General features: G+C 59.4%; 23 protein-coding genes and 1 tRNA gene. 7 read left to right on the top strand and 17 right to left on the bottom strand.

The genetic code is table 11. From position 1 onward, the window contains the following. Positions 1–10 precede the first annotated feature (10 nt). The 7 genes from QMG56_RS18390 to QMG56_RS18360 all read right to left on the bottom strand — a co-directional run bounded on the left by QMG56_RS18390 (position 11) and on the right by QMG56_RS18360 (position 8,778). On the bottom strand, positions 11–694 hold the full coding sequence (locus QMG56_RS18390; RefSeq protein WP_281823910.1) for a Fe2+-dependent dioxygenase: 684 nt from the start codon (positions 692–694) through the stop codon (positions 11–13). Continuing rightward, positions 691–1,431: a tetratricopeptide repeat protein gene (locus tag QMG56_RS18385; RefSeq protein ID WP_281823908.1), complete on the bottom strand. Its 741-nt coding sequence runs from the start codon at positions 1,429–1,431 to the stop codon at positions 691–693. The genes QMG56_RS18390 and QMG56_RS18385 overlap by 4 nt, the downstream gene beginning before the upstream one ends. Before the next feature lie 87 nt (positions 1,432–1,518). Continuing rightward, a complete protein-coding gene (locus QMG56_RS18380; RefSeq protein WP_281823906.1) occupies positions 1,519–4,032 on the bottom strand; it encodes a TonB-dependent siderophore receptor in 2,514 nt (837 codons plus the stop codon). A 92-nt stretch (positions 4,033–4,124) separates the two neighbouring features. Further along, positions 4,125–5,033: a copper resistance protein B gene (locus QMG56_RS18375; RefSeq protein WP_281823905.1), complete on the bottom strand. Its 909-nt coding sequence runs from the start codon at positions 5,031–5,033 to the stop codon at positions 4,125–4,127. Next, positions 5,030–6,820, bottom strand: coding sequence for a copper resistance system multicopper oxidase (locus QMG56_RS18370; RefSeq protein WP_281823903.1), 1,791 nt, complete (start codon positions 6,818–6,820; stop codon positions 5,030–5,032). Before QMG56_RS18370 ends, QMG56_RS18375 begins: the two co-directional genes overlap by 4 nt. Then, on the bottom strand, positions 6,820–7,581 hold the full coding sequence (locus tag QMG56_RS18365; RefSeq protein ID WP_281823962.1) for an SDR family NAD(P)-dependent oxidoreductase: 762 nt from the start codon (positions 7,579–7,581) through the stop codon (positions 6,820–6,822). The genes QMG56_RS18370 and QMG56_RS18365 overlap by 1 nt, the downstream gene beginning before the upstream one ends. Before the next feature lie 12 nt (positions 7,582–7,593). Next, positions 7,594–8,778, bottom strand: a complete 1,185-nt coding sequence (locus tag QMG56_RS18360; protein WP_281823960.1) for an acetyl-CoA C-acyltransferase — start codon at positions 8,776–8,778, stop codon at positions 7,594–7,596. A 134-nt stretch (positions 8,779–8,912) separates the two neighbouring features. Here QMG56_RS18360 and dinB point away from each other — a divergent pair, with 134 nt between their 5' ends. Beyond that, positions 8,913–10,007 carry a DNA polymerase IV gene (gene dinB, locus QMG56_RS18355; protein WP_281823901.1) on the top strand — a complete coding sequence of 365 codons (1,095 nt, stop codon included), beginning with the start codon at positions 8,913–8,915 and terminating at the stop codon, positions 10,005–10,007. On the opposite strand, the gene QMG56_RS18350 is transcribed toward dinB, so the two are convergent. After that, complete coding sequence (locus QMG56_RS18350; protein WP_281823899.1) at positions 10,004–10,780, bottom strand: DUF1134 domain-containing protein; 777 nt, start codon at positions 10,778–10,780, stop codon at positions 10,004–10,006. The two genes, dinB and QMG56_RS18350, sit on opposite strands and share 4 nt — an antisense overlap. A gap of 263 nt (positions 10,781–11,043) precedes the next feature. On the opposite strand from QMG56_RS18350, the gene QMG56_RS18345 reads away from it, so the two are divergent. From QMG56_RS18345 to QMG56_RS18325, 5 genes are all read left to right on the top strand, one after another. Beyond that, a tRNA-Ser gene (locus tag QMG56_RS18345) sits at positions 11,044–11,135 on the top strand. Between the two features lie 474 nt (positions 11,136–11,609). Further along, the gene (locus tag QMG56_RS18340) at positions 11,610–11,912 is read left to right on the top strand and encodes a DUF4258 domain-containing protein (RefSeq protein WP_281823898.1); all 303 of its coding nucleotides are present in this window, start codon (positions 11,610–11,612) and stop codon (positions 11,910–11,912) included. Positions 11,913–11,921: 9 nt separating this feature from the next. Continuing rightward, positions 11,922–12,359 carry a DNA-binding transcriptional regulator gene (locus QMG56_RS18335; protein WP_281823896.1) on the top strand — a complete coding sequence of 146 codons (438 nt, stop codon included), beginning with the start codon at positions 11,922–11,924 and terminating at the stop codon, positions 12,357–12,359. Positions 12,360–12,382: 23 nt separating this feature from the next. After that, on the top strand, positions 12,383–13,675 hold the full coding sequence (locus tag QMG56_RS18330) for a hypothetical protein (protein WP_281823894.1): 1,293 nt from the start codon (positions 12,383–12,385) through the stop codon (positions 13,673–13,675). 120 nt (positions 13,676–13,795) lie between these two features. Continuing rightward, positions 13,796–14,212 carry a hypothetical protein gene (locus QMG56_RS18325; RefSeq protein WP_281823892.1) on the top strand — a complete coding sequence of 139 codons (417 nt, stop codon included), beginning with the start codon at positions 13,796–13,798 and terminating at the stop codon, positions 14,210–14,212. 56 nt (positions 14,213–14,268) lie between these two features. Here QMG56_RS18325 and QMG56_RS18320 read toward each other — a convergent pair whose 3' ends face one another. From QMG56_RS18320 to QMG56_RS18285, 8 genes are all read right to left on the bottom strand, one after another. Further along, on the bottom strand, positions 14,269–14,649 hold the full coding sequence (locus QMG56_RS18320) for an HGGxSTG domain-containing protein (RefSeq protein ID WP_281823891.1): 381 nt from the start codon (positions 14,647–14,649) through the stop codon (positions 14,269–14,271). A 41-nt stretch (positions 14,650–14,690) separates the two neighbouring features. Continuing rightward, entirely contained in the window at positions 14,691–15,002 is a 312-nt protein-coding gene (locus QMG56_RS18315; RefSeq protein ID WP_281823889.1) for a hypothetical protein, read from the bottom strand. Positions 15,003–15,151: 149 nt separating this feature from the next. Continuing rightward, positions 15,152–16,315 carry an AAA family ATPase gene (locus QMG56_RS18310; RefSeq protein WP_281823887.1) on the bottom strand — a complete coding sequence of 388 codons (1,164 nt, stop codon included), beginning with the start codon at positions 16,313–16,315 and terminating at the stop codon, positions 15,152–15,154. A gap of 41 nt (positions 16,316–16,356) precedes the next feature. Continuing rightward, positions 16,357–17,256: a CHC2 zinc finger domain-containing protein gene (locus QMG56_RS18305; protein WP_281823885.1), complete on the bottom strand. Its 900-nt coding sequence runs from the start codon at positions 17,254–17,256 to the stop codon at positions 16,357–16,359. Beyond that, positions 17,253–17,549, bottom strand: coding sequence for a hypothetical protein (locus tag QMG56_RS18300; RefSeq protein WP_281823884.1), 297 nt, complete (start codon positions 17,547–17,549; stop codon positions 17,253–17,255). Before QMG56_RS18300 ends, QMG56_RS18305 begins: the two co-directional genes overlap by 4 nt. Then, on the bottom strand, positions 17,542–17,724 hold the full coding sequence (locus QMG56_RS18295) for a hypothetical protein (RefSeq protein WP_281823882.1): 183 nt from the start codon (positions 17,722–17,724) through the stop codon (positions 17,542–17,544). Before QMG56_RS18295 ends, QMG56_RS18300 begins: the two co-directional genes overlap by 8 nt. A gap of 3 nt (positions 17,725–17,727) precedes the next feature. Next, positions 17,728–17,916 carry a helix-turn-helix domain-containing protein gene (locus tag QMG56_RS18290; RefSeq protein WP_281823880.1) on the bottom strand — a complete coding sequence of 63 codons (189 nt, stop codon included), beginning with the start codon at positions 17,914–17,916 and terminating at the stop codon, positions 17,728–17,730. 114 nt (positions 17,917–18,030) lie between these two features. Further along, the gene (locus tag QMG56_RS18285) at positions 18,031–18,660 is read right to left on the bottom strand and encodes a hypothetical protein (RefSeq protein ID WP_281823879.1); all 630 of its coding nucleotides are present in this window, start codon (positions 18,658–18,660) and stop codon (positions 18,031–18,033) included. 267 nt (positions 18,661–18,927) lie between these two features. Here QMG56_RS18285 and QMG56_RS18280 point away from each other — a divergent pair, with 267 nt between their 5' ends. Continuing rightward, positions 18,928–19,608 carry a hypothetical protein gene (locus tag QMG56_RS18280; protein WP_281823877.1) on the top strand — a complete coding sequence of 227 codons (681 nt, stop codon included), beginning with the start codon at positions 18,928–18,930 and terminating at the stop codon, positions 19,606–19,608. A gap of 48 nt (positions 19,609–19,656) precedes the next feature. On the opposite strand, the gene QMG56_RS18275 is transcribed toward QMG56_RS18280, so the two are convergent. Further along, complete coding sequence (locus QMG56_RS18275) at positions 19,657–20,904, bottom strand: site-specific integrase (protein WP_281823875.1); 1,248 nt, start codon at positions 20,902–20,904, stop codon at positions 19,657–19,659. Between the last annotated feature and the right edge of the window lie 35 nt (positions 20,905–20,939).

The following is a 20,939-nucleotide window of genomic DNA, read 5'->3' as shown; positions in this document are numbered from 1 at the left end:
ACGCCTGCTCTTACATCTCCGCCCAGCGGCGCAGCAGGTTGTGATACACCCCCGTCAGTCGAATGACGTCCGCATTGTCCTGCCCCAGCGTGGCGCCCAAAGCCTGTACCGAACTGTCCAGCGCGAACAGCGCGCTGCGGTCCGCTTCGCTGCGCACCATCGATTGTATCCAGAAGAAACTCGCGATCCGCCGTCCCCGCGTCACCGGCGTCACATGATGCAGCGATGACGCGGGATAGACGATCATATGCCCCGCCGGCAATTTGACCTGCTGCGTCCCGAACGTCCCTTCGATGGTCAACTCGCCACCGTCATAGGCATCGGGTTCTTCAAGAAACAGCGTCGCCGACAGGTCGCTCCGGATACGGAAATCGCTGCCTGAAAGGATACGCACTGCGCTGTCCACATGCGTGTCGAACCCTTGTCCGTCGCCATAGCTGTTGAACAAAGGCGGATAAACCTTGAGCGGCAAAGCGGCGGCGATGAACAGCGGGTTCCTGCCCAGCGCGTCCAGAATGATGTTCCCCGCCGCCCGCGCCGCATCCGATCCCTCGGCCAGTTGCAGGTTGCGCTTCGCCAGTGCCGACTGATGCCCCGACGTGGCATTACCGTCGATCCACGGCGCGGGGTCGATAATGCCACGGACCTGCGCCAGCGTGGCGGCATCCAGCACATCGGGTATCGCGATCATCATATTTCGTCGCCCGCCAGCGCAGCAGGGCCGCGCTCCTGTAAATCCGCTATCGGCGACGCACGCAGGAAAGCCTCCGCCTTAGCCAGAAAGGCAGGCGTCGCGCTCTCCCGCACCCGCGCCAGCCACGCCAGCGCCTGCGCGATCTCCCCCGCATCCGCCAGCATCCGCGCATGATTGAACTGCCCGCGAAAGTCGCCGCCTTCCGCCGCTTTGGCATAATAGTCCGCCGCTATCGTCATGTCCCGATCCACGACCCAGCCATCCTCATGAAAGCTGCCGATATAATTCATCGCCTTCGCATTCCCCATGTCGGCGGCCTTGCGGAACCACTCCAGCGCCGCCACCCGATCCTGCGCCACGCCTTCGCCCAGCGTCAGCAGTGTCGCGTAATTGTACATGCCCCATTCCAGCCCCCGCTCTGCCGCAACGCGATAGCATTCCGCGGCCCGCGCCTTGTCGATCGCTACGCCCCAGCCAAGGTCGTAACAGCGCCCCACCATATTTAGCGCCATCAGATGATCCTGCGCCGCCGCACGATTGAACCATCCAAAGGCGGAGGCCGGATCGGCAGGCATATCGCGACCGTCCAGCAGCATCTGCCCCAGCACGGCCTGCGCATCCGCTACGCCTGCTTCCGCCGCCGTGCGAATGATCGCCACGCGGTCCTCCGGTGCACCCGAAAGACGGGCCGTAAGTTCCTCCGCGCTCATCGCGTTGATCGTGTCGATGTCTGTCATTTCATGCGCCTTTTAGCGCAGAAATCCCGCCTTGCCGAGATGGCGAGGCGGGATGTCCGTCGATGGGGGGCAGGGCAGCACCCCCGATCAATATTTGAAGTTCAGCGTCGCGATGGCCGCACGACCCGGCGCGATGGCGGCATAATGCGATGTATAGACTTGATTATAATACACCTTGTTGGTCACGTTGTTGACGTTGACCGACAGGTCGAGCTGCTCATTGATCTTGTACCCGACCCGTGCGTCGAACCGCCAATAGCTTGGCACGGTGCGATAGATCACGCGCGTCGCAGGAGCGATGGTGACTACGCCCGCTGCATTCTGGGTGGCCGAGCGATTGTCCTGATACCCGCCAAAGACCCGGCTGGTATAAAATGCCCCGCCGCCCAGCTTAAGTCCGTTGAGCACTTCGTAATCGGTCCACAGGGTAAAGCTGTGCTTCGCTGTCTGCGGGAAAGCTTTGCCAGTGTTGACCGAGGGGACCAGAACGACCTGCGCCGGTCGTGCGCTTGCTCCCGTTAGCGCCGGTGCCGTCAGGGCCGTGAACCCGCCATCTTCGATTTTGGCATCCATATAGGTGTAGCCGCCGAACACGGTCCAGCCCGGAAGGACAGTGCCGTTGAAGCCCAGTTCGACACCCTTGATCTTACGCTTGCCAATGAACTGCGCAGTGTTGTTGTCGCCCACCACGCGCGCATTGTCCGTCTTCGTCTGGAACAGCGCGGCGGTCAGAGACAGCCGGTTGTCGAACAGGTCGGCCTTCGCACCGATTTCCATCGACTTGGTCTTCTCGACCTTCAGCGCGCGCGCAGTGGCATCGGCCTGCGCCTGCGTAATGGCGGTCGTCACGGTGCCCAGGCTATTGAACTCCTGCCCTTCACCCAGCAGGCTGTTGGGCGGCGTCGAAGCCGTCGCATAGGAAGCGTAGAGGCTCGTGTTGCTCGTCGGCTTGAACACCACACCGGCCTGCCAGTTGAAAATCTGATCCTTGCGCCGGATTATCGGGCGCACGCCGTTCAGCACGGGCAGGGTCGCCTTCGACCGGAAATCGTCATAGCGCGCGCCCAGGTTCACGATCAGCGATGAGCCGATCGAGATCGAATCGAACGCATACACGGCCTTGGTATTGGCGTTGTTGATGGTCCGCGTGCCGGATGCGCCGCGGGTGATGGGCGTCAACGTCGCACTGGCAGCGTCGCTGCTATAATTGACCCAGGGATCGTTCGGGTTGGGATTGAAGATGCTCGTGCAATAGAAACGGGAGACTGTAAGTTCGTTGCATCGGGGCGATACCGTGTTGCCGGAAGCGAACACATAGGCACCGCGCGATGTCTTTTCCGTGGAGAACTCAGCACCCAGGGCAAAGCTATGCTCGATATTGGCGCCCGTGTGGAACTTGCCATACAGATCGGTCTGGTTGGTCATGCTGTCCGAATAACCGAAGCGGCTATTGCCACGACGCCACACATAACCGCCCTGTGCCGCAAGATTGGTCGGGCTGTTGACCGCACCCGGCGTACCGAACACATTGCCCGTGCTGTCATCGGGCAGCAGGAAGATGAAATTCTGGCTCGTATGGCTATACCGCGACGTATTGCGGAACCGGATGCCGTTGCCGAAGTCATGGTCGAACCGCATCGTCATCTGATCGGTTTTCGACGTGCGGAAATCGCGGGCGGTCAGGCCATAAAACGTATCGCGGTCGACCTTGCCGGTCACACCGCCCGCCGTGGTGACGGTGCCGACAATCGGCTCGTTGTAAATCGTGCCGAGCGGCGAATTGGCGATGCTGTAGAGAAACGGAATGCCGCTATCGGGCAACTCGTCCGTATCCAGATGGTAATAAGACAGCGTCAGGCTGGTCGGACCTTCGACACCGATCTTGATGGAGGGCGCAATGCCCCAGCGCTTCTGCCAGATCGCATCGCGGCCCGCGACGTCCTGATCGTGCCACATGCCGGTCAGGCGCACGGCGATGTTGCTGCCGACGACATAGTTCACGTCGCCGGTAATCCGCTTATAGTCTGCCGTGCCGGCGCTGAGCGCACCCGATACGAAATTATCGTTCTGCGGCATCTTCGATACGATATTCAGCGTTCCGCCTGCGCTGCCGCGACCGCCCAACGTGCTGTCCGATCCGCGCACGATCTGGATCTGCTCGACGGCGAACACTTCGCGGCTCTGCGCGCCAATGTCGCGAACGCCGTCCAGATAGGTGCTGCCCTGGCTATCGAAGCCGCGAATGAACGGGCGGTCGCCGATAGGATTGCCGCCTTCCGCTGCGCCGAATGTGATGCCGGGGACCGTCCGCAAGGCTTCGACCAGCGTCGCCGATCCGGTGTCCTTGATGATCTGCTTGTCGATGACCGTAATGGAGCGCGGCGTGTTGATAAGCGGGGCAGTCGCCTTCGGGCTACTGTCGGCGGGGATACGCTGACCGTTCACCAGAATGCGATCGCGGGGGTTTTCAGCATCGGCCGCTGTCTCTGCTGCTGCAGTCGGCTCTTCCGCGGCGAACGCTTGACCGCTCATCAGGGCACCCACGCAGGACAGCGCCAGAAATGCCGGAACGGACTGATGGTTTTTTACGATAACAGACATTGAAATCCCCCATGGACGATGGAGGTCTGTTATTGCGAGTCATTCGCACTGTCAAAACATTTTTGCGATCAATTCGCATTTGCGGCCGCGGTTCAGAACCAGATGCGGATACCCACTACCAGGCTAGTGGCTTTAACATCCTCCCCATCCACCCTTGCATAGTCGGCCGTCTGGCCAAGCTTCCGGTCATGGGACACGCCGATATAAGGCGCGAACTCCCGCTTGATCTCATATCGCAACCGCAATCCGACTTCCGCATCGGTCACGCCTGACCCGATTCGGTTCTGCGGCACGTCCTGCGCTGCAAGGTTCACTTCTACTCGCGGCTGCAGGATCAGGCGCTGGGTGATCCGCTGATCGTAATAGGCCTCGACTCGTCCCAGCACATCGCCCTTGTCCGACAGGAAAAGAGCGCCCTCCACGTCGAACCAATAAGGCGCCAGTCCTTCGAACCCGACGGTCGCATAGGTGCGTGACGGACCCGGCTCGAAATCATGGCGCACACCGATCTGCACGTTCCAATAGGGATCGAGCGCCCCGCTATACAGCGCCTGTACCTCAGCCGCCTCTACGCCTTCGCGAAACGCGCCTTCGCCCTCGGTCTTGATCGTCAGCCGATGGATATCGCCGCCGAACCACGCCTCGCCATCCCAGCGATAGCCGTCCCGCCCGTTGCGGACCTGCACCTCGGCGAGATTGAACATGATCTGGCTGAATGTGCCGCCGCCATGCTCCCGAAACAGCGCCTCCCGCGATGCCGTCATCGCTCCATCGGGGAAGATACGGTCGGCATAATGGTCGCTCGGCGGCGGCGGGGCAGGGGCATCGCCCGGCGGCAGGCCAGTGCCACTGCTGCTATGATCGGGCATCGCCGACATGTTTTTACGTGTCGACTTATTTTGCGCGTCGTCGCCCATGGCCGACATGTCGTGCCCCGCATGGGCATCCTGCGCCTGGGCTGGCACCGCCAGCATGAGCGGCAAAAGGAAAAGCATTTTCATGCGTCGGCTTTTCTCGGTCGCACGGACACGACCCGCATCATCCCGCCATGCATGTGGTACAGCATGTGGCAGTGGAATGCCCAGTCGCCCAGCGCATCCGCCGTCAGGTCGAAGCTGACCTTGCCCCCCGGCGCGACGTTGACCGTATGCTTGCGCGGCGCATAGTCGCCATGCCCGGTCACCAGCTCGAAGAAATGCCCGTGCAGATGGATCGGGTGCGACATCATCGTGTCGTTGATTAGCGTCACCCGGACTCGCTCGTTCTCAATGAACGGTATCGGCTCGCGCGTATCGCTCATCTTCACGCCGTCGAACGACCACATATAGCGTTCCATATTGGCGGTCAGGTGAATGTCCATCGCCCGATCCGGCGCGCGGACATCGGGATTGCGCTCCAGCGCCATCAGGTCGCGATATACCAGCACGCGATGCCCCACATTGTCCAGACCTTGCCCCGGCTCCCCTGTGCGATCGGTCGGCATAGGGGATATCGTCTGCACCCCTGGCCCCATTCTCACCTGCGGCGCATTGCTGCCATCGCGCATTGTCATGGAGCCATGATCCATTTCAGGTGTCGACTTATTCATGTCTGCCATGTCCATGCCCGCCATGTCATGCCCCATTGCCGCATGATCCATCCCGCTCATGTCATGCCCGCCAACCATGCTGCCCATGCCCATGTCGGTCATGGTGGCCAGCGGGCGTTTGCGCAGCGGCGGCACCGGCGCGATCATCCCTTCACGCGGCGCCAAAGTGGCCCGCGCCATGCCCGACCGATCGACGGCCTCGCCGACCAGCGTATAGGCGCGGTCCTCGGTCGGCGTCACGATGACGTCGTACGTCTCCGCGACGGCAATCTGTAGCTCGTCCACCTCGACCGGCCGCACATTCAGGCCATCAGCTTGCACGATGGTGAGCGTCAGGCCAGGTATCCGGACGTTGAAAATGGTCATGGCCGACGCATTGATGACGCGCAACCGCACGCGCTCCCCCGGTTTGAACAGCGCCGTCCAGTTATCCTGCGGGCCATAGCCATTGACGAGATAGCTATAGGTAGAGCCGGTCACATCCGAGATATCCGCCGGGTCCATCCGCATCCCGCCCCAGGCCATCCGCTCCTTGAGCGGCTGGTCGTTGCCCGATAACAGGCCGCCCAGCGTCTGCCGCTGATAGTTGAAATACCCCGGCTGCTGCTTGAGCTTCTTGAAGATTGCGTGCGGATGCAGCGGGCTGTGATCGGACAGCAGGATGACATGCTCGCGATCCGATTGTACGGGATCGGTTTCCAACGGGTCGATCACAATGGGGCCGTAAAGCCCCATCTGCTCCTGCAATCCCGAATGACTGTGATACCAATATGTCCCCGCCTGAACGATGGGGAACTCATACACGAACGTCGACTTCGGCTTGATACCCGGAAAGCTGACGCCGGGAACGCCGTCATATTGGAACGGCACCAGCAGCCCATGCCAGTGCAGCGAACTGTCTTCGTTCAGATCGTTGGTCACCGACAGGCGGACGGTCGTCCCTTCCTTCAACCGGATCAATGGCGCGGGTACGGTTCCATTGATACCGATAGCATGGCTGGGCCGCCCATCGACCGTCATCATCCGATGCCCGATCTTGAGCGCAATGTCGGTGCCGCTCAACGTTGGAAGGGCGCGCACAATCCCTGCCGAAACGGGCTGCGCCCACGCCGGAAACATATTGGCCAGCGACAGGCCGCCGCCTGCCAGCGCAGCCCCGCGCAACACGGTGCGTCGATTGATACGTGTCGGCTTATTCACTATTTCGGCGCCATGCGGATCGCGCCGTCCAGCCGGATGACTTCGCCGTTGAGCATCGGGTTGTTAACGATGCTCTCCACCAGTTGAGCATATTCCTCGGGTTTGCCCAGACGGCTGGGGAAGGGCACCTGCGTCCCGAGCGAATCCTGCGCCTCCTGCGGCAACCCGGCCAGCATAGGCGTCCAGAAAATCCCCGGCGCAATCGTCATCACCCTTATGCCGAAACGGGCAAACTCGCGCGCCAGCGGCAGACCAAGCCCCACCACGCCGCCCTTCGACGCGGCATAGGCTGCCTGACCGATCTGCCCATCAAACGCCGCAACGCTGGCCGTATTGATAATAACGGCACACTCCTCGCCGATCCGCTCTTCCTTGTGAATGCGCGCGGCAAATTTGGACGCGACGTTGAACGTGCCGATCAGGTTGATCGTCACAACCTTCGCAAAATCCTTGAGCGGTGCCGGCTTGCCTTCGCGGTCGAACGCTTTGCCCGGTGTGGCGACGCCCGCGCAATTGACCAATATGCGCGCCTTGCCATGCACGCCTTCGGCCTCAGTCAGTGCCGCTTCCACCGAATCCTCATCGGTCACGTCGACCTTGACGAAATGCCCGCCGATTGCCTTGGCATGGGCGTTGCCCTGCTCGACGTTCAGGTCGAAAATCGTGACTTTCGCGCCCGCCTTGGCGAGGCGCTCGGTCGTCGCACCGCCCAGTCCCGATGCGCCGCCGGTCACAATCGCTGCCAGTCCGTTGATGTCCATCATGCGTCCTTATCAGTTGAGTTCGATGGCCATGGCGGTTGCTTCCCCGCCACCGATGCACAGGCTCGCCACGCCGCGCTTCAATCCTCGCGCTTCAAGAGCCCCGATCAACGTCGCCAATATCCGCGCGCCGCTTGCGCCGATGGGATGACCCAGCGCCGTCGCGCCGCCATTGACGTTGAGCTTTTCGGGCGGAATTGCCAGTTCCTTCGCTGCGATCATGGCGACCACGGCAAAGGCTTCGTTGACTTCGAACAGGTCCACATCCTCGGCGGTCCAGCCTGCCTTGGCCAGCAATTTGCGCATGGCGGGGACCGGCGCAGTCGTGAACAGGCCCGGCGCATGGGCATGGGCTGCATGGGCAACCACGGTCGCCACCACCGGCAAGCCCAGCTTCTCGGCAACACTCCGCCGCGTCATCACCAGCGCGGCGGCTCCATCGGAAATGGAGGAGGCGTTGGCCGCGGTGATCGTACCGTCCTTGGCGAAGGCAGGCTTTAGATCGCGGATCTTCTCCGGCTTTGCCTTGCCCGGTTGTTCATCGGTATCGACGGTCACGTCGCCACCCCGGCCCGCAATCGTAACCGGCGTGATTTCCTTGACGAAAGCCCCGCTCGCGATGGCTGCCTTAGCCCGCTCCAGCGACCGCAGCGCATAATCGTCCTGGTCGCTGCGGGTGAACTGATAATCGCGCACGGCGTCTTCGGCAAAGACGCCCATTGCCTTACCCGGTGTATAAGCGTCCTCCAGGCCGTCCATCATCATCGTGTCGATGATCCGGTCATGCCCGATCCGCGCGCCGGAGCGATGCTTGGGCAGTGCGTAAGGCGCGTTGGTCATGCTTTCCATGCCACCGGCAACGATCACATCGGCGCTCCCGGCCTTCAACGCATCATGCGCCATGATCGCGGCCTGCATGCCCGATCCACACATCTTGTTGACAGTCGTCGCCTCGACCGACTCCGGCAGACCTGCGCCCAAAGCGACCTGCCGGGCAGGCGCTTGCCCCAGACCGGCGGGCAACACGCAGCCCATGTAAATCTGTTCGATCGATGCTCCATGCACGCCTGCGCGTTCAATCGCAGCCTTCACGGCGAATGCACCGAGGTCAGTCGCTTTCAATCCCGACAGCGCACCTTGAAACCCGCCCATCGGTGTGCGCGCATAGCTGGCGATAACTACTGGATCGGGCATTATATATTCCTCTCGCACGAATACTCTCTGGGGCGCCAAATCGCACCCTGCGGGCATATCGTCAACACCAGTGGCCGCAATGGTCGATGGCACTGTATTGCTTTTGTTCTTCCGCCATCTGTGCCATAATTTCTCCTATGGACGAGGGCACTCCTCAAAATCGCAAGATCATCCATATCGATATGGATGCCTTTTACGCATCGGTCGAACAGCGCGACCATCCCGAAATGCGCGGCAAGCCCGTTGCCGTGGGGGGCAGTGGCGTACGAGGCGTTGTCGCCGCAGCCAGTTATGAAGCACGGACATTCGGCGTGCGATCCGCAATGCCCGGTGCACGGGCACGCCGCATGTGTCCTGACTTGATTTTCGCCCGCCCACGCTTCGATGTGTATCGCGAAGTATCGCGCCAGATTCGATCCATCTTCGCGCAATTCACCGATGTTATCCAGCCCTTGTCCCTCGACGAAGCCTATCTGGACGTCACGGAAAACAAGGCAGGTTTGGGCACGGCAACGCAGATTGCCGAGGAAATCCGCCGGTTGATTCGCGCCGAAACGGGGCTGACGGCGTCTGCGGGCGTCTCCTATAATAAGCTGATCGCAAAGCTCGCATCCGATCAGAACAAGCCCGATGGCATCTGTGTCATCCGGCCCGATCAGGGCGCAGCGTTCGTGGCCACGCTGCCTGTGCGCCGGTTCCACGGCATCGGCCCGGTAACCGCGGCCAAGATGCAAAAGCTGGGGATCGAAACCGGCGCGGATTTAAGAGCGCAACCGCTCCCTTTCCTGAAACAGCATTTCGGCAGCATGGCGGACTATTACCACGGTGCCTCACGCGGGATCGACCATCGCCCGGTGCGTGCGCGCGAAGTCGCAAAGTCGATCAGCGTCGAAGATACGTTCGGCACCGACCTGACGGACCGCGACGCGCTGATCGCCGAGCTCGATATTATAACGGAACGACTGTGGCCACGGATCGAGGCGTCCAATATGCGGGGGCGCACAGTGACGTTGAAAATCAAGTTCGCGGATTTCGCGATCATCACGCGATCGCGGTCGTTCCCCGCTGCCGTAGCCGATCCCTCCTCACTCGCCGCGACAGGGCGCGCCTTGCTCGAAGGCGAGTTACCTCTGCGCATGGGCGCGCGGCTATTGGGGCTTGGGGTGCATAATCTGGAACCTGTGGCCGGGGTTTTGGACACTGCCCCGGCCCAGTTGGTGCTCGCTATTTAGAACGGCAGCCAGTTTCGTTTTTCGCTGAACTTCATATAGCCTGCATTGACGCCAAGCCGATATCCCACGCCCAGCCGGATCGGGATCAACACCACCTGGCCCCAGCGCAGATAGCTGGCAGTAAATCCGCCCACCAGATAGGCGCCGCCTTCTCCCGCTGGGAAGCGATGATAGAGATCCTGCGTATCGTAGAGATTATAGACCAAGACGAACGTATTGGACGCATTGCCGCCCACGTCGAAACCGATCGACGGACCGGTCCAGTAGACGTCACGTGTTCCTTCGATCTTGTGCGTCAATGTCCCTGAGCCATAGCGCAAACCTACCACGAACGCGCCGGAAGCTTCGCGTCCGGCAATATAGGCATTGGGCTGGCCCTGATCTTTCAGAACTTTTTCGATGATCCCGGCAAGGCCCGCGGCACCCTTACCGAAAACGCCTTCGGCTGCCCCGATCAGATCGTCTTTCTGGTAGGATGCCGTTGGCAACGGTGCGGCCGGGGGAGAGTTCGGCGTAACGGGCGCACCCGTCGCAGTAGCGGGAGCGCCGTCTTCGGTCACGACGGCGGGCGGGGGGGGCGGGGTTGCCGAGCCTATCGCATCGGCTGGTGGGTCGTTGACCTCCAGCGGGGGACTATTGTCGTTTCGCCCGGAGGGAACGGGCGCCAAATCCGCGTCGATCTGTGTATTGGGATCGACGTTTCGAATCTGCGCTGTGGCCGCTGGGGCCAAAATCAAGGCAATTGCGCCTGCAAGCATCGTCAAACTGCGCATGTTACAATTCTCCCCAACCGCACCCGGTGCGCCCATTAGGCCTATGCTATCAGGGCCTGCACATGAAACGGCAATGAACGAACGGCAACATGAGTCGATTTCGCGCCGGAACGAATCCTTTTGTACTGGGACATTGTCGTTTTAACCGGCGACACACGATATGATGAAAAATGCTGGGACGCCGTTGCCATGCTCGATGACGCTCGCTATAGCCCGACGCTCGATAGCCCGGAAGCACCCAGCGCGCTTCTTTCGAGCCATGCGGAGACGTGGGTGAGTGGCTGAAACCAACGGTTTGCTAAACCGTCGTAGGGATAATTCCTTACCGAGGGTTCGAATCCCTCCGTCTCCGCCACCCTGCCTTGATTTTATTGATATTTTTTCAAATCAAGGCCTCTGTTCCCAAAACCGCTCCCCGATAGAACGCTTGCTTGAAGCCGGACGCCTTCGGACAAATCGGCTTCCATGGCAGGGACCATGCGCGCCAGCCGCTCGCCCTATCCCGAATGATTGGCAGTGCAGGTCGAGCAGTCCAATTCGGGCCGTGTTTCCGGTCCGCATGGGTGAATAAATGGCCTCACACCGTACGCGACAAATCGCGGCCAGAAATGGCAGATTTGTGCGCCCCTTGGCCGATGGTCACTTCTCAGTCAGATTGACTTGCCTTGCGCAACCGCAAATCAATTCAACGTCACCCGCCGTGACATTGGCTGAATCCTGCGATTCTAGCCGCGCAGCGCGATACAAACTGCGCGGATTACTGTGACTTGCTTGCAAGCCACCTCCCTCTCCGCTTGCTAAAGCAAGCAACCTATAATAATTATGGGTTATGGCAGAGCCGGTTCCCCTGAGGATGAACGACGCAACGGCGCTCAAAGTCCTTCGAGAGATTGCACAGGACAGTGCCCAAGTGATCTTCACGCATCACGCCCGGCAGCGAATGCGGCAACGCAAGGTTTCCCCAGTGCAGGTTTTGACCTGCCTGCAACGCGGGATCGCAAGCGAGCCGGTGGCGCTGGACGTGTACGGGAATTGGAAACTGACTGTGACGCACCGCGTCGCGGGTAAGGATTTGGACGTGGCGGTGGCGATTGACGTTCCCAAGCGGGCAATCGTCATCACCGTTTTCTAGGAGGCGAGCATGTATCATTATCGGGAGTGCGGCCTTCGCAACGTCTGGCTGGCGAACGGCTACGATGAGCACGACACGCCCTATGGGCCGGGTATCGCCATCCATGACATGGAGGGCCTGCATCGTGCCATTGCGCATGGGATCGTCAACAAGGGCGGAAAGCTGACCGGGACGGAATTGCGCTTCATTCGCCAAGAGATGGGCCTGAGCCAAGCGAAGTTGGCCACCATGCTTGGCAATGAGGCTCAGACGGTTGCTCTATGGGAAAAGCGGGGAGGCCAGCCGAAGATTGCTGATCGCTTCATTCGTGCGATCTACCGGGAATTGAATGAGGGCAACGCCCATATCCGCGACATGATCGAGCGGCTGGTGGATTCCGACTTTGAGGAAAGCGACGCCCGCATTACGCTTGAACAAGATAGCGGCGGCTGGAAGGTTGCTGCGTAGACGTATTGCGGGGGAAGTCGGGAATGGGCCAAATTGAACAGCGAACGCGCTTAGCCCGGCTTTTGATCGCCCCTCCTGCCATTGTTTACGAGGAACTCAAATCTTACAGCGCAGACGTTCAAGCATCGCCCTACACAGCTGCCAGCGAAGAGCTTGAAGCCAGCCTGGCCGCACGGAACGATCCTCTCATTGATTTAGCCATAGCCAGCTTTGGGGCGTCGCACAAAACCATTGGGGAGTTGTACCGTAAGGGTAAATCTCCCCCAGTTGACGGGGCAGATGGGCAATACAGGCAAGGCCTACGCTTGGCCGTCCTCGCAAACGAAACAATCGACAGCAAAGGGTTTTTGAGCCGGTTCCCCGAAAACACAATCGGGGAAGCGGAACTGGCCTTTGTAATGACCAGTAGCGATTGGATCGAAGCGGAAACCTTGATCCTGAATCCGACTATCGCTGATGATGTGCTGCTTGCCCTCTACCGAGGGGACAAATTCTGCGAAGGGATGGACGAGGATCGGCGGCGACAGCTCGTTTCTATGAGCGGTCGCAATGAACGTCTGCATACGCGAAATGACGATGAGCATGGCCCGGACATGGGCCATTACTACCTCCACAAGGCCATTTTCGCAATGCTGGGCACCGTTCCCACTTCGGATAAATGGTTATGGAGCCTCAGTTACCTTCTGAAGCAACTCGCTCCCGATCAAGTCAGCAACGAAGAAAGCATTGATGCGGTTCTTGAGCGGTGGATTCTCGACGAGAACGGGGAGGAAGAGAAGCCAAGCGACCGGGACAAGTACACTGACACCGGCCTATCTGAGCGGGCGGAATTTCGGTGCCTGATCGCGGCGCTTTACGGAAAGAGTTACGGCAAGAAAGAAGTCGTTATCCACGGAACGGCTGATGCAGACGATATTGCGCGGCGCTGCGCATACTATGGGAATGCGAAGCTTGATGCGAAGGCGATTACAGAGGGCCATGAAAAGGACGGAGAGGCATTCGTGTTCGCCGCGATGACCAATGACGATGTGTTGATGAACAAGCAGCAGCGGAAAATCTTCGAGGAAGAATGCTTGAACGGCAGTCACTTGCACCGCTATCAGCGGCGGTGCGAACAGCTTCACAAGCGTTGGAAATGGTTTGATCCGCGCCCGACAGCCGAATGGATGGTGGACGAGGATACCGAGACGCACGAAAGCAAAATTGAGCAGCAACTCAGGAACCTTTCCGACCGGATGAAAGTCGTCGAAAAGGCTGCGACGCTATTGCCGTGGCTTATTGGGGCGCTGGCTGTGGCAGTGATGTGGCGGGGCTAGTCAGTCTCCCGCACCAGTCGTGCAACTTCCAATAGGCATCGGGCCGCAGCCTTGGCGATGCGGCCTACAGTTGGCATCTTGCCCCAGCCTGCTAGGGCAATGTGAAGAAATGGGGGCAGTATGACCAATCTGGAAATTGCGCTGTCCGTCGCGGAGATCATTACCTTGGCGGGATTGGTGCGGATTTACCGCAAGCACATGATAGTGCGGCACCTGTTCATTCATTTTTCTGACTGGTGCGCCCGGAAAATAGACGAAATGACCGAGTCAGCATCGTGGGAGATAATCGACCACGCCAAGGCTTCCGCCGAAGAAAGAGGACGCCACATATCCGATGATGAAGCGCGCAGTTCGATTCCCTACGTCATCCTCGATGCGAAGGGCGAATGGCAGAACCAAGCCGACTATTTCCAAGCTATGTTAAAGCATAATGGCATGTCCCCACTCGGAGAGTTCGACCTTGATACGCTTGTGCTAAATCCGGGTTTGGCGGGGCTAAAGCACGTACCGATGCCACAGCCGAAGCGTCGCCTCTGATCGTCGGTTGCGCAGATACGCGCGCGCGGGATGCGTCAAACAATCCCTGTATTTTTTCAACTCCATGAGTCCCCGCGTTTCAAGCGACCCAATTTGAGGTTTTCCTGCGCCCGCGCGCGGCCCTCTGGCGAGCGAGGCCCGGTGGATGCGCCGCCGTGGAATTTGCATCGTCCATTGGCGCAAAGCGTGGCCGACCGGCAGCGCGTCCCGTCCTTTTTCCGCGCCCCGCAAGTCAGCCCGCGAAGGTAGCGGGGGCAGCTTCGGACATATCGGCCAGCCGCTTGCGCTGCCTCGGCCTCGGCCCACCATTCCCGGAACAGTTGCCGCTTGTCATCGTCGGGCAAGGTGGCCGCGTGTTCGGCCCATTGGCGCTCTACCTCAGCAGCCCGATGGAACAGCGCCAGCATATCGGCCACGCCCTTGTAGTGCCTGCCCATATATCCTTCCTCTCGCGCGCACGCGCGTTGGGGTGTAGAAATTACCGTCCCCCGGTATCGCCCGTCCCTTCGCAACAGTCGTAAGGCTCCCCTTCGCCACAGGTACAGGGACGCCGGGCGTCATTGGCCGTCGCTGCCATGAATACCGGATCGCGTGCTATGGCAGCAACGATCAGCCTGAGAGATGGCGTGGACTTCGCTCCCTGTTCAGCGTCGCGGACGACTGAATAGGACAGCGCGAACCGTTCCGAAAATTCGCGTTGGCTCAACTTGAGCCGTCGGAAGCGGAGCCGGAAAAGGTGGCGCGCAAAGCCGGTCTTTCCAAAGTCGGGATCATAAACCTTCGCCGTCATGTCAGTACCTCGATTTAGCCGCACCTGTTTTTCTGCCTTCGCCCCGCCGCACCACCACCACCCCTATAAAGGGGGGTGGGGTAGTGGGGCAGTCTGGTATGTTCCGCCGCCCCACCTTGCCGCGCCCCACCTGTTTTGGGTGCGGCAACTCATAGCTTCACCGGCTCACCGACGACGACGAATGGACGCATTTCCCTTTTGCTATCGGGCATCTGCTCAATTCTGAGTTTGTCGTTTTCAATCCAGGCTTTCATGAGCGCGCAAATGCGTGCCTTGTCCGCCTTGTCACTGGCATTGAGGCCAAGCACGTCCGCGACGACATGGCCCACCCAATCTTTAGCTTGAGGGCTTTGCCGCCATGCGCCCACAGCCACCCGCGCTTGTACTTCCGCGATATGGCGAGATGTCACATTCTCGAATGGATCAGGTAACGACCAAGGCTCGACCACGGCCATATTGTCACCGGGCAAAATGTTTCCACCGCCACCATTGCCCAGATCGACGGAGGCGAGGCGATACCAATCTGCTTTCTCGGCTGGTGCTCGGTTATGCTTGTCGTCCTGCACCATGATATAGCGGCGGCGTTCATTGTCGGGAATGCCCAGCCGCTCAGCCTGCTTTTCGTCCATCCGATTGATGACGAGTGCTGTACGTGCCGCGTTTATCAGCGCCACGGCACCGCGTGCTGACATGGCAGTGACCTCACTGGAACCGGCCTTGCTGGTGTGATGCACCAGAATGATGACGCAATTGGCTGCTTTGGCGACACGCCCCCACGCCTTCGCAATCTTGTCGATTTTGCTGTTAGCGTTTTCTTCAACCTCATGGGACGAAACGAACGGATCGACGATCAGCACGTCAATTCCACGCCTTACCAGTTCCGCCGACAGTGCCTCGTAAACTGGAACCAAGAGCTTGAATTGCCCGTTCGTCTCGGTGGCCGTGCAAAGCGCCATGCCTTCCATCCCACTATCCACAAACAACTTATCGTTAAGAACCGATGCGGCAATGTCATGGTGGATAGCCGCTGCCTGAATCGAGCGCGAAAGTTCGTCCAGATCATCCTCAAGGTTCCATAGCCAAACACGCTTAGGGCCATCCCACACGGTTTTTCCCAATAATGGATCGCCGCTCGCCATTGCTAAAGCCGTTCCGGCAATCAGCGTTGATTTGCCAACACCACCGGGAGCAATAAGGCAGGCGACGGTACCGCGTAGGAACCATCGGCCATAGACCCATGGGCGCACGGGAATGCTTGTAGGATCGCGCCACCTGTATGGTGTCGCCCGGATCGTAACGCCATCCAGCACCATGGCAGGGGCATTTTCCAGCCTGTCAGACAGCGACAGAGTGTTCATGACCTATTCCCCTGTAACTCGGCATTGAAGTCCTTGAAGCCCTCCAGTGGCCGGATAATCCGCACCACAAGCCCGCGTGACATGAAGCCTTCAGCGGCTTTGTTCGCAGCAATTGTTCCTGCATCGTCATTATCCGCAGCGATAACAACAGAACGGACGCCAGAAGGAAATTGCATGGCAGGCAGCATGCTCGCACCAGCGGCAACCCAGACAGGCCCACCCAATTCTTGAGTAAGGGTGCATCCGTCCTCAAGCCCTTCGCAGACTGTGACGATACCACTCTCGCCAATCTGGCCAAGTCGAACAGCCCCACCTGACACCTTTCCCAGCGATAGTTTTGGTTTCGGCACATCAGCTTTGCCCTTGCCATCGGAACGCAGATAGGTGCGCTGGATACCGACGATATGCGCATGAAGATCCTGCACGGCGGCAATGAGGCAAGGGATAGTCTCAGATTTGCCGTAGGAGAGTCGCTGGAATCGAATTGACGATGGCAGGTGGTTTACGCCCCTCGACGTCAGATAGCGTTCTACGGGACTCCCTGCGGCATTTTTGGCACCATTCCAGATGGCGACTGCCTCGCTTGTGCGGTTCACGCGCGCGGTATCTGCGACACGCACGGTGACAATGGGCAGATTGCTTTCGCCCAGAATCTCGGCGGCGTCAATCAGTCCAACACCATGCAGGCGCTGCACATAGTCCAACACGTCACCCGACGCGCCACAGCCGAAGCAATGGAAGCGTTCGCCATCCGCAAAGATCGTGAAACTGGGGGAACGATCAGGATGGAACGGGCAACATGCCTTAAACTCATTCCCGGCACGCTGTAACTTCACCGATGCCCCCACAATGGTAGGCAATGGATTGGCTTGGCGAATTGCATGAAGGTCGATCATAGCGCCGCCTCCCAAACGATGCTTAGATTGCCCCATTCATTTGGGCGACGTTTGCCGCTGTCCCGGATCAAATTCATGCGCGCCAGTTCCGATGTGCGCGGCTGTATTTGATTGACCCGGCACATCATAGCTTTCGCCAATTCCCATGAGTTGAGACCATCGGCTGCATTTTCGATACAGTCCAGCGCAGCACGTTGCTTGTGTCGCAACGTGGGCGCGATAACGGCTGCCATAGCCATGCTGGTTTCCACGCCACGATGTCCGGGCGCAAAAGGATAATTGTCCTCAGCCATGTGCGCCTCCGGTGAAAGCGAGCGCGGCAATGACTGCTGCCAACTCCGGGCGGATGGCATGAGCCAGCATCACGAATTGAGTTTGATAGTGATACAGGTTAGAAGGCTTCAACGCGGTGCCGGCCAAGCTTGCGTCAAAGCCCTTTCCAGTAATGGAAGGGGTTTTGTTTTTCATGGCTCATGCCTCCCCAGCGATCAGAGCGTGCAGCGCTGCGGCGGGAATGATCGTCCGTCCACCGACGCGAACGGCGCGAAGGCGACCAGCCGAAATATGATTGTAAAGCGTCGTCCGGCCAAGGCTGGAGGCCCGGCAGGCCTCCTTGATGCTGTAGGCGATCTTGGGAGGCTCGTGTTGGATGGCCGCCATGGGGCATTTCCTTTCGCAGTCTGGCCGTGGCGGGATGCCCGGCGATATGCGAAAGGATGCTGGCGAACGCCCTCGGTTGTCGGCCTGTAAGGGGGCAGTATCCGGCCAGAAACTTCAGGTGGCGAAGTTATTGGCCTCGCCTTTGCGGTGCTGAAATTCCTCAAAAAGCCACCGAGCGCGGGTTTTGAGCAAACTATCTGAAGGGTATCCGCCCTTCGCCGCAAACCATTCTTCTAGCCTATTCTTTACGTCGGCCTGCGAGACAGGTTGCCAACTGCCTTCGTCTGCCCATTGAAATACGATGGCCGCAACGGCTCGCTCCCAATCATACAAAGGGGGGCGGCCACCCTCATTGCGCTTTACGGCTTGCGGCTGGGGATCGGCGGCAGGAGCGGGGGCAACTCTCAAGGCGGGAGGGGGCGGAAGCGATCCAGCCTCAGCGATGCGTAACTCAACCTGATACAACGTGGTGCGCTCTACATCATACGCAGGATCAAGCGACCAAGTGCACGTTGCCTCTCCCGTGGCCCATAAACTCGACTTGTGATCTAGCGGCGGCCTTCCCCATGCACTCGCGGGCAAATCGTGGTCGTCATATCGTTCTGTGACTGGGTTGGCGTAATCAATGCCGCCTTTTTCTTCATCCAACGGATAATAGAAGATCATGGCGAGCTTGGCCCGTGCGATTAGCAAGCCGTCATGCAGGCGACGTTCGATGGCTTGGGGGCCGCCCTCAATCTGCACATTCTGTATCGGGGTCCACTCGTCCAACATGCAGCCGCCTCCCTAGCGATTCCCGAAAGGTGACGGGGAAGCACGTGGGAAGCGTGCTTGTCGGATGGCCGTCCTATCCCCGCCTTCAATCTATGACGTCATGTCGCGGCTTACCAGCCGCACGCAGAAACCATCCTCATATTTGCCGGGATCGGTGATCGGATAGTCCGCGCCACGGTTGGGCATGGCATCACTTTCGCAATCTTTGTTGCCAAGGCCAAGGGGCCTAGCATACTTATGTCGCGCGAGATTGGGGGCACCATTTTGAAAAAGTTCGAGAGACTCGTCGCTGTCTTGGCAATTGGGGTTATCGCACTTCTTGCGCTGCCATTCGCAATCTCGCGCCTAGTCCCGGACCTTTTCTCTTCGAAAGACGTGCCTGCGGAAGGGCAATCAAGCGACGTCGATTTTCCAGTTGTGGTTCGCATCAAAGGGGGGATGCTTGAAGTTGCGTCAGTCACCAGCATTCGGTCATTTCCTAAATCGTCTGACCCGACTGTTCTAGGACAAGCTATCCCCTATTGTCGCGAAAAGGCAAGCTGGGATGCTCCTTACAAAATCACCTATCGTTTGAGGCTGGGGGAGCGTTGGCCCCTTCGCTACTATGACGGAACTTTGATTGCGCGCGTTCCTGATCTCGATCCATCTTTGCCAGTAGCTTTCAATTCTGCGAAGCTGCGGAAAGGCGCTGAAGAAAGCTGTTGGTTCATGCCGGATCGGGGCACGCGTGACCGGGCATTAAAGTCGATTAGTCCTGAATTGGAAAAGCTGGCTAAGAGCCAGAAAATGAAAGACTTTGCTCGCGAAAGCGCACGCAAGACTGTCACAGAGTTTTTGCGCACTTGGGCGTTCAGTCAAACTGACTATGGCGACCTTCCTCCCGATACAAGGATCAAAGTGATATTTCCGGGAGAATGATATGCCGAGTTGGCCCGCTCTCATCGCGCCTATTTGCTCGGTGCAACGTTATCCGGCTTCCACCTTCCTGATCGGCGTCACGTTGGCACCAGCCGCCGGGATCGTGGCGCAATAATTAGCCCAATCGTCCATGAGCCGCCGCCGTTTGTCGAATAGGTCGCCGCGCCGATAAGCCCTCTCAACCTTGTTATCGATAGTGTGCGCTAAGGCCATTTCCGCAACCTCATGGGCATAGCCGGTGCATTCGGCGCACCAATCGCGGAAACCCGAACGGAAGCCATGCACGGTCACGTCAACTTTCATCCGGCGCAGCAGCATCGACATTGCCATGCCCGACATGCTCCCGCCCTTGATTGCCGGAAATAGCCATTCCTTGCCCAGTCCTTGCATGGACTGCAATATCTCCACGGCGCGCGGCGACAGGGGCACGCGATGTTCTTTGCCCGCCTTCATGCGGATGGCCGGGATGCTCCAGATCGCCTTGTCCAGATCAACCTCATCCCACTTCGCGCCGATTACTTCCCCGGTGCGAGCAGCGGTCAGGACGGTAAATTCCAGCGCCAGCGCCGCGACGGCCTCCCGCTTATGCAGTTCTCCCACAAATGCTGGGATCGCATCATAGACCATAGCCTTGTGATGGCCGCGTGTGAGGCGGGAACGGACAGGCAGGATTTGGGCGATATGGCCGCGCCACCGGGCCGGGTTTTCGCCCTCCCGGTATCCACGCGCCTTGGCGGCATCGAGGATCGTTTCCATCCGGCCTCGCACACGGCTGGCAGTCTCGGCCTTGGCTTTCCAGATCGGCTCAAGGATTTGCAGGACGTGGGCAGTGCCGACCTCGGCAACGGGCAATTCCCCGATCACTGGATAGACATAGGTGGCCAGCGTGTTCTTCCATTGCTGCCGGTGCTTGTCATTGCGCCAGCTTCCCTCATTCGCACCGATGTAGGTTTCCGCCACGGCCTTGAACGTGATTCCGGCGACCTGAGCCGCCTGAGCCGCAGCCAGTGTCTCAGCGGCTTCCCGCTGGCGTTCCTCAAGGGGATCAATCCCGGCTTTCACCTTGAGGCGCAGCGCGTCGCGGGCGTCGCGTGCATCGGCTAGGGAAATGCCATCCGGTCCAGCCGCGCCAAGGCCAATGTCCCGCGACTTGCCGCTGAGCATGAAGCGATAGACCCATGACCGGGCACCACTTTCCTTCACCAGCAAATGCAGCCCGCCACCATCGGCATGGCGACCGGGCTTTGCATTCTTCACCGCCAAGGGGGTGAGCGCGTTGCTGAGCTTCTTAGGCATTATGGCTCCCTGTCCGGGAACCGAACCTGCCTAAG

It is taken from the genome of Sphingobium sp. BS19 (assembly GCF_027925545.1).
Taxonomy (GTDB): domain Bacteria; phylum Pseudomonadota; class Alphaproteobacteria; order Sphingomonadales; family Sphingomonadaceae; genus Sphingobium.
Note: the sequence above shows the minus strand (reverse complement) of the source record. Positions and strands in the feature narration are given on the sequence as shown.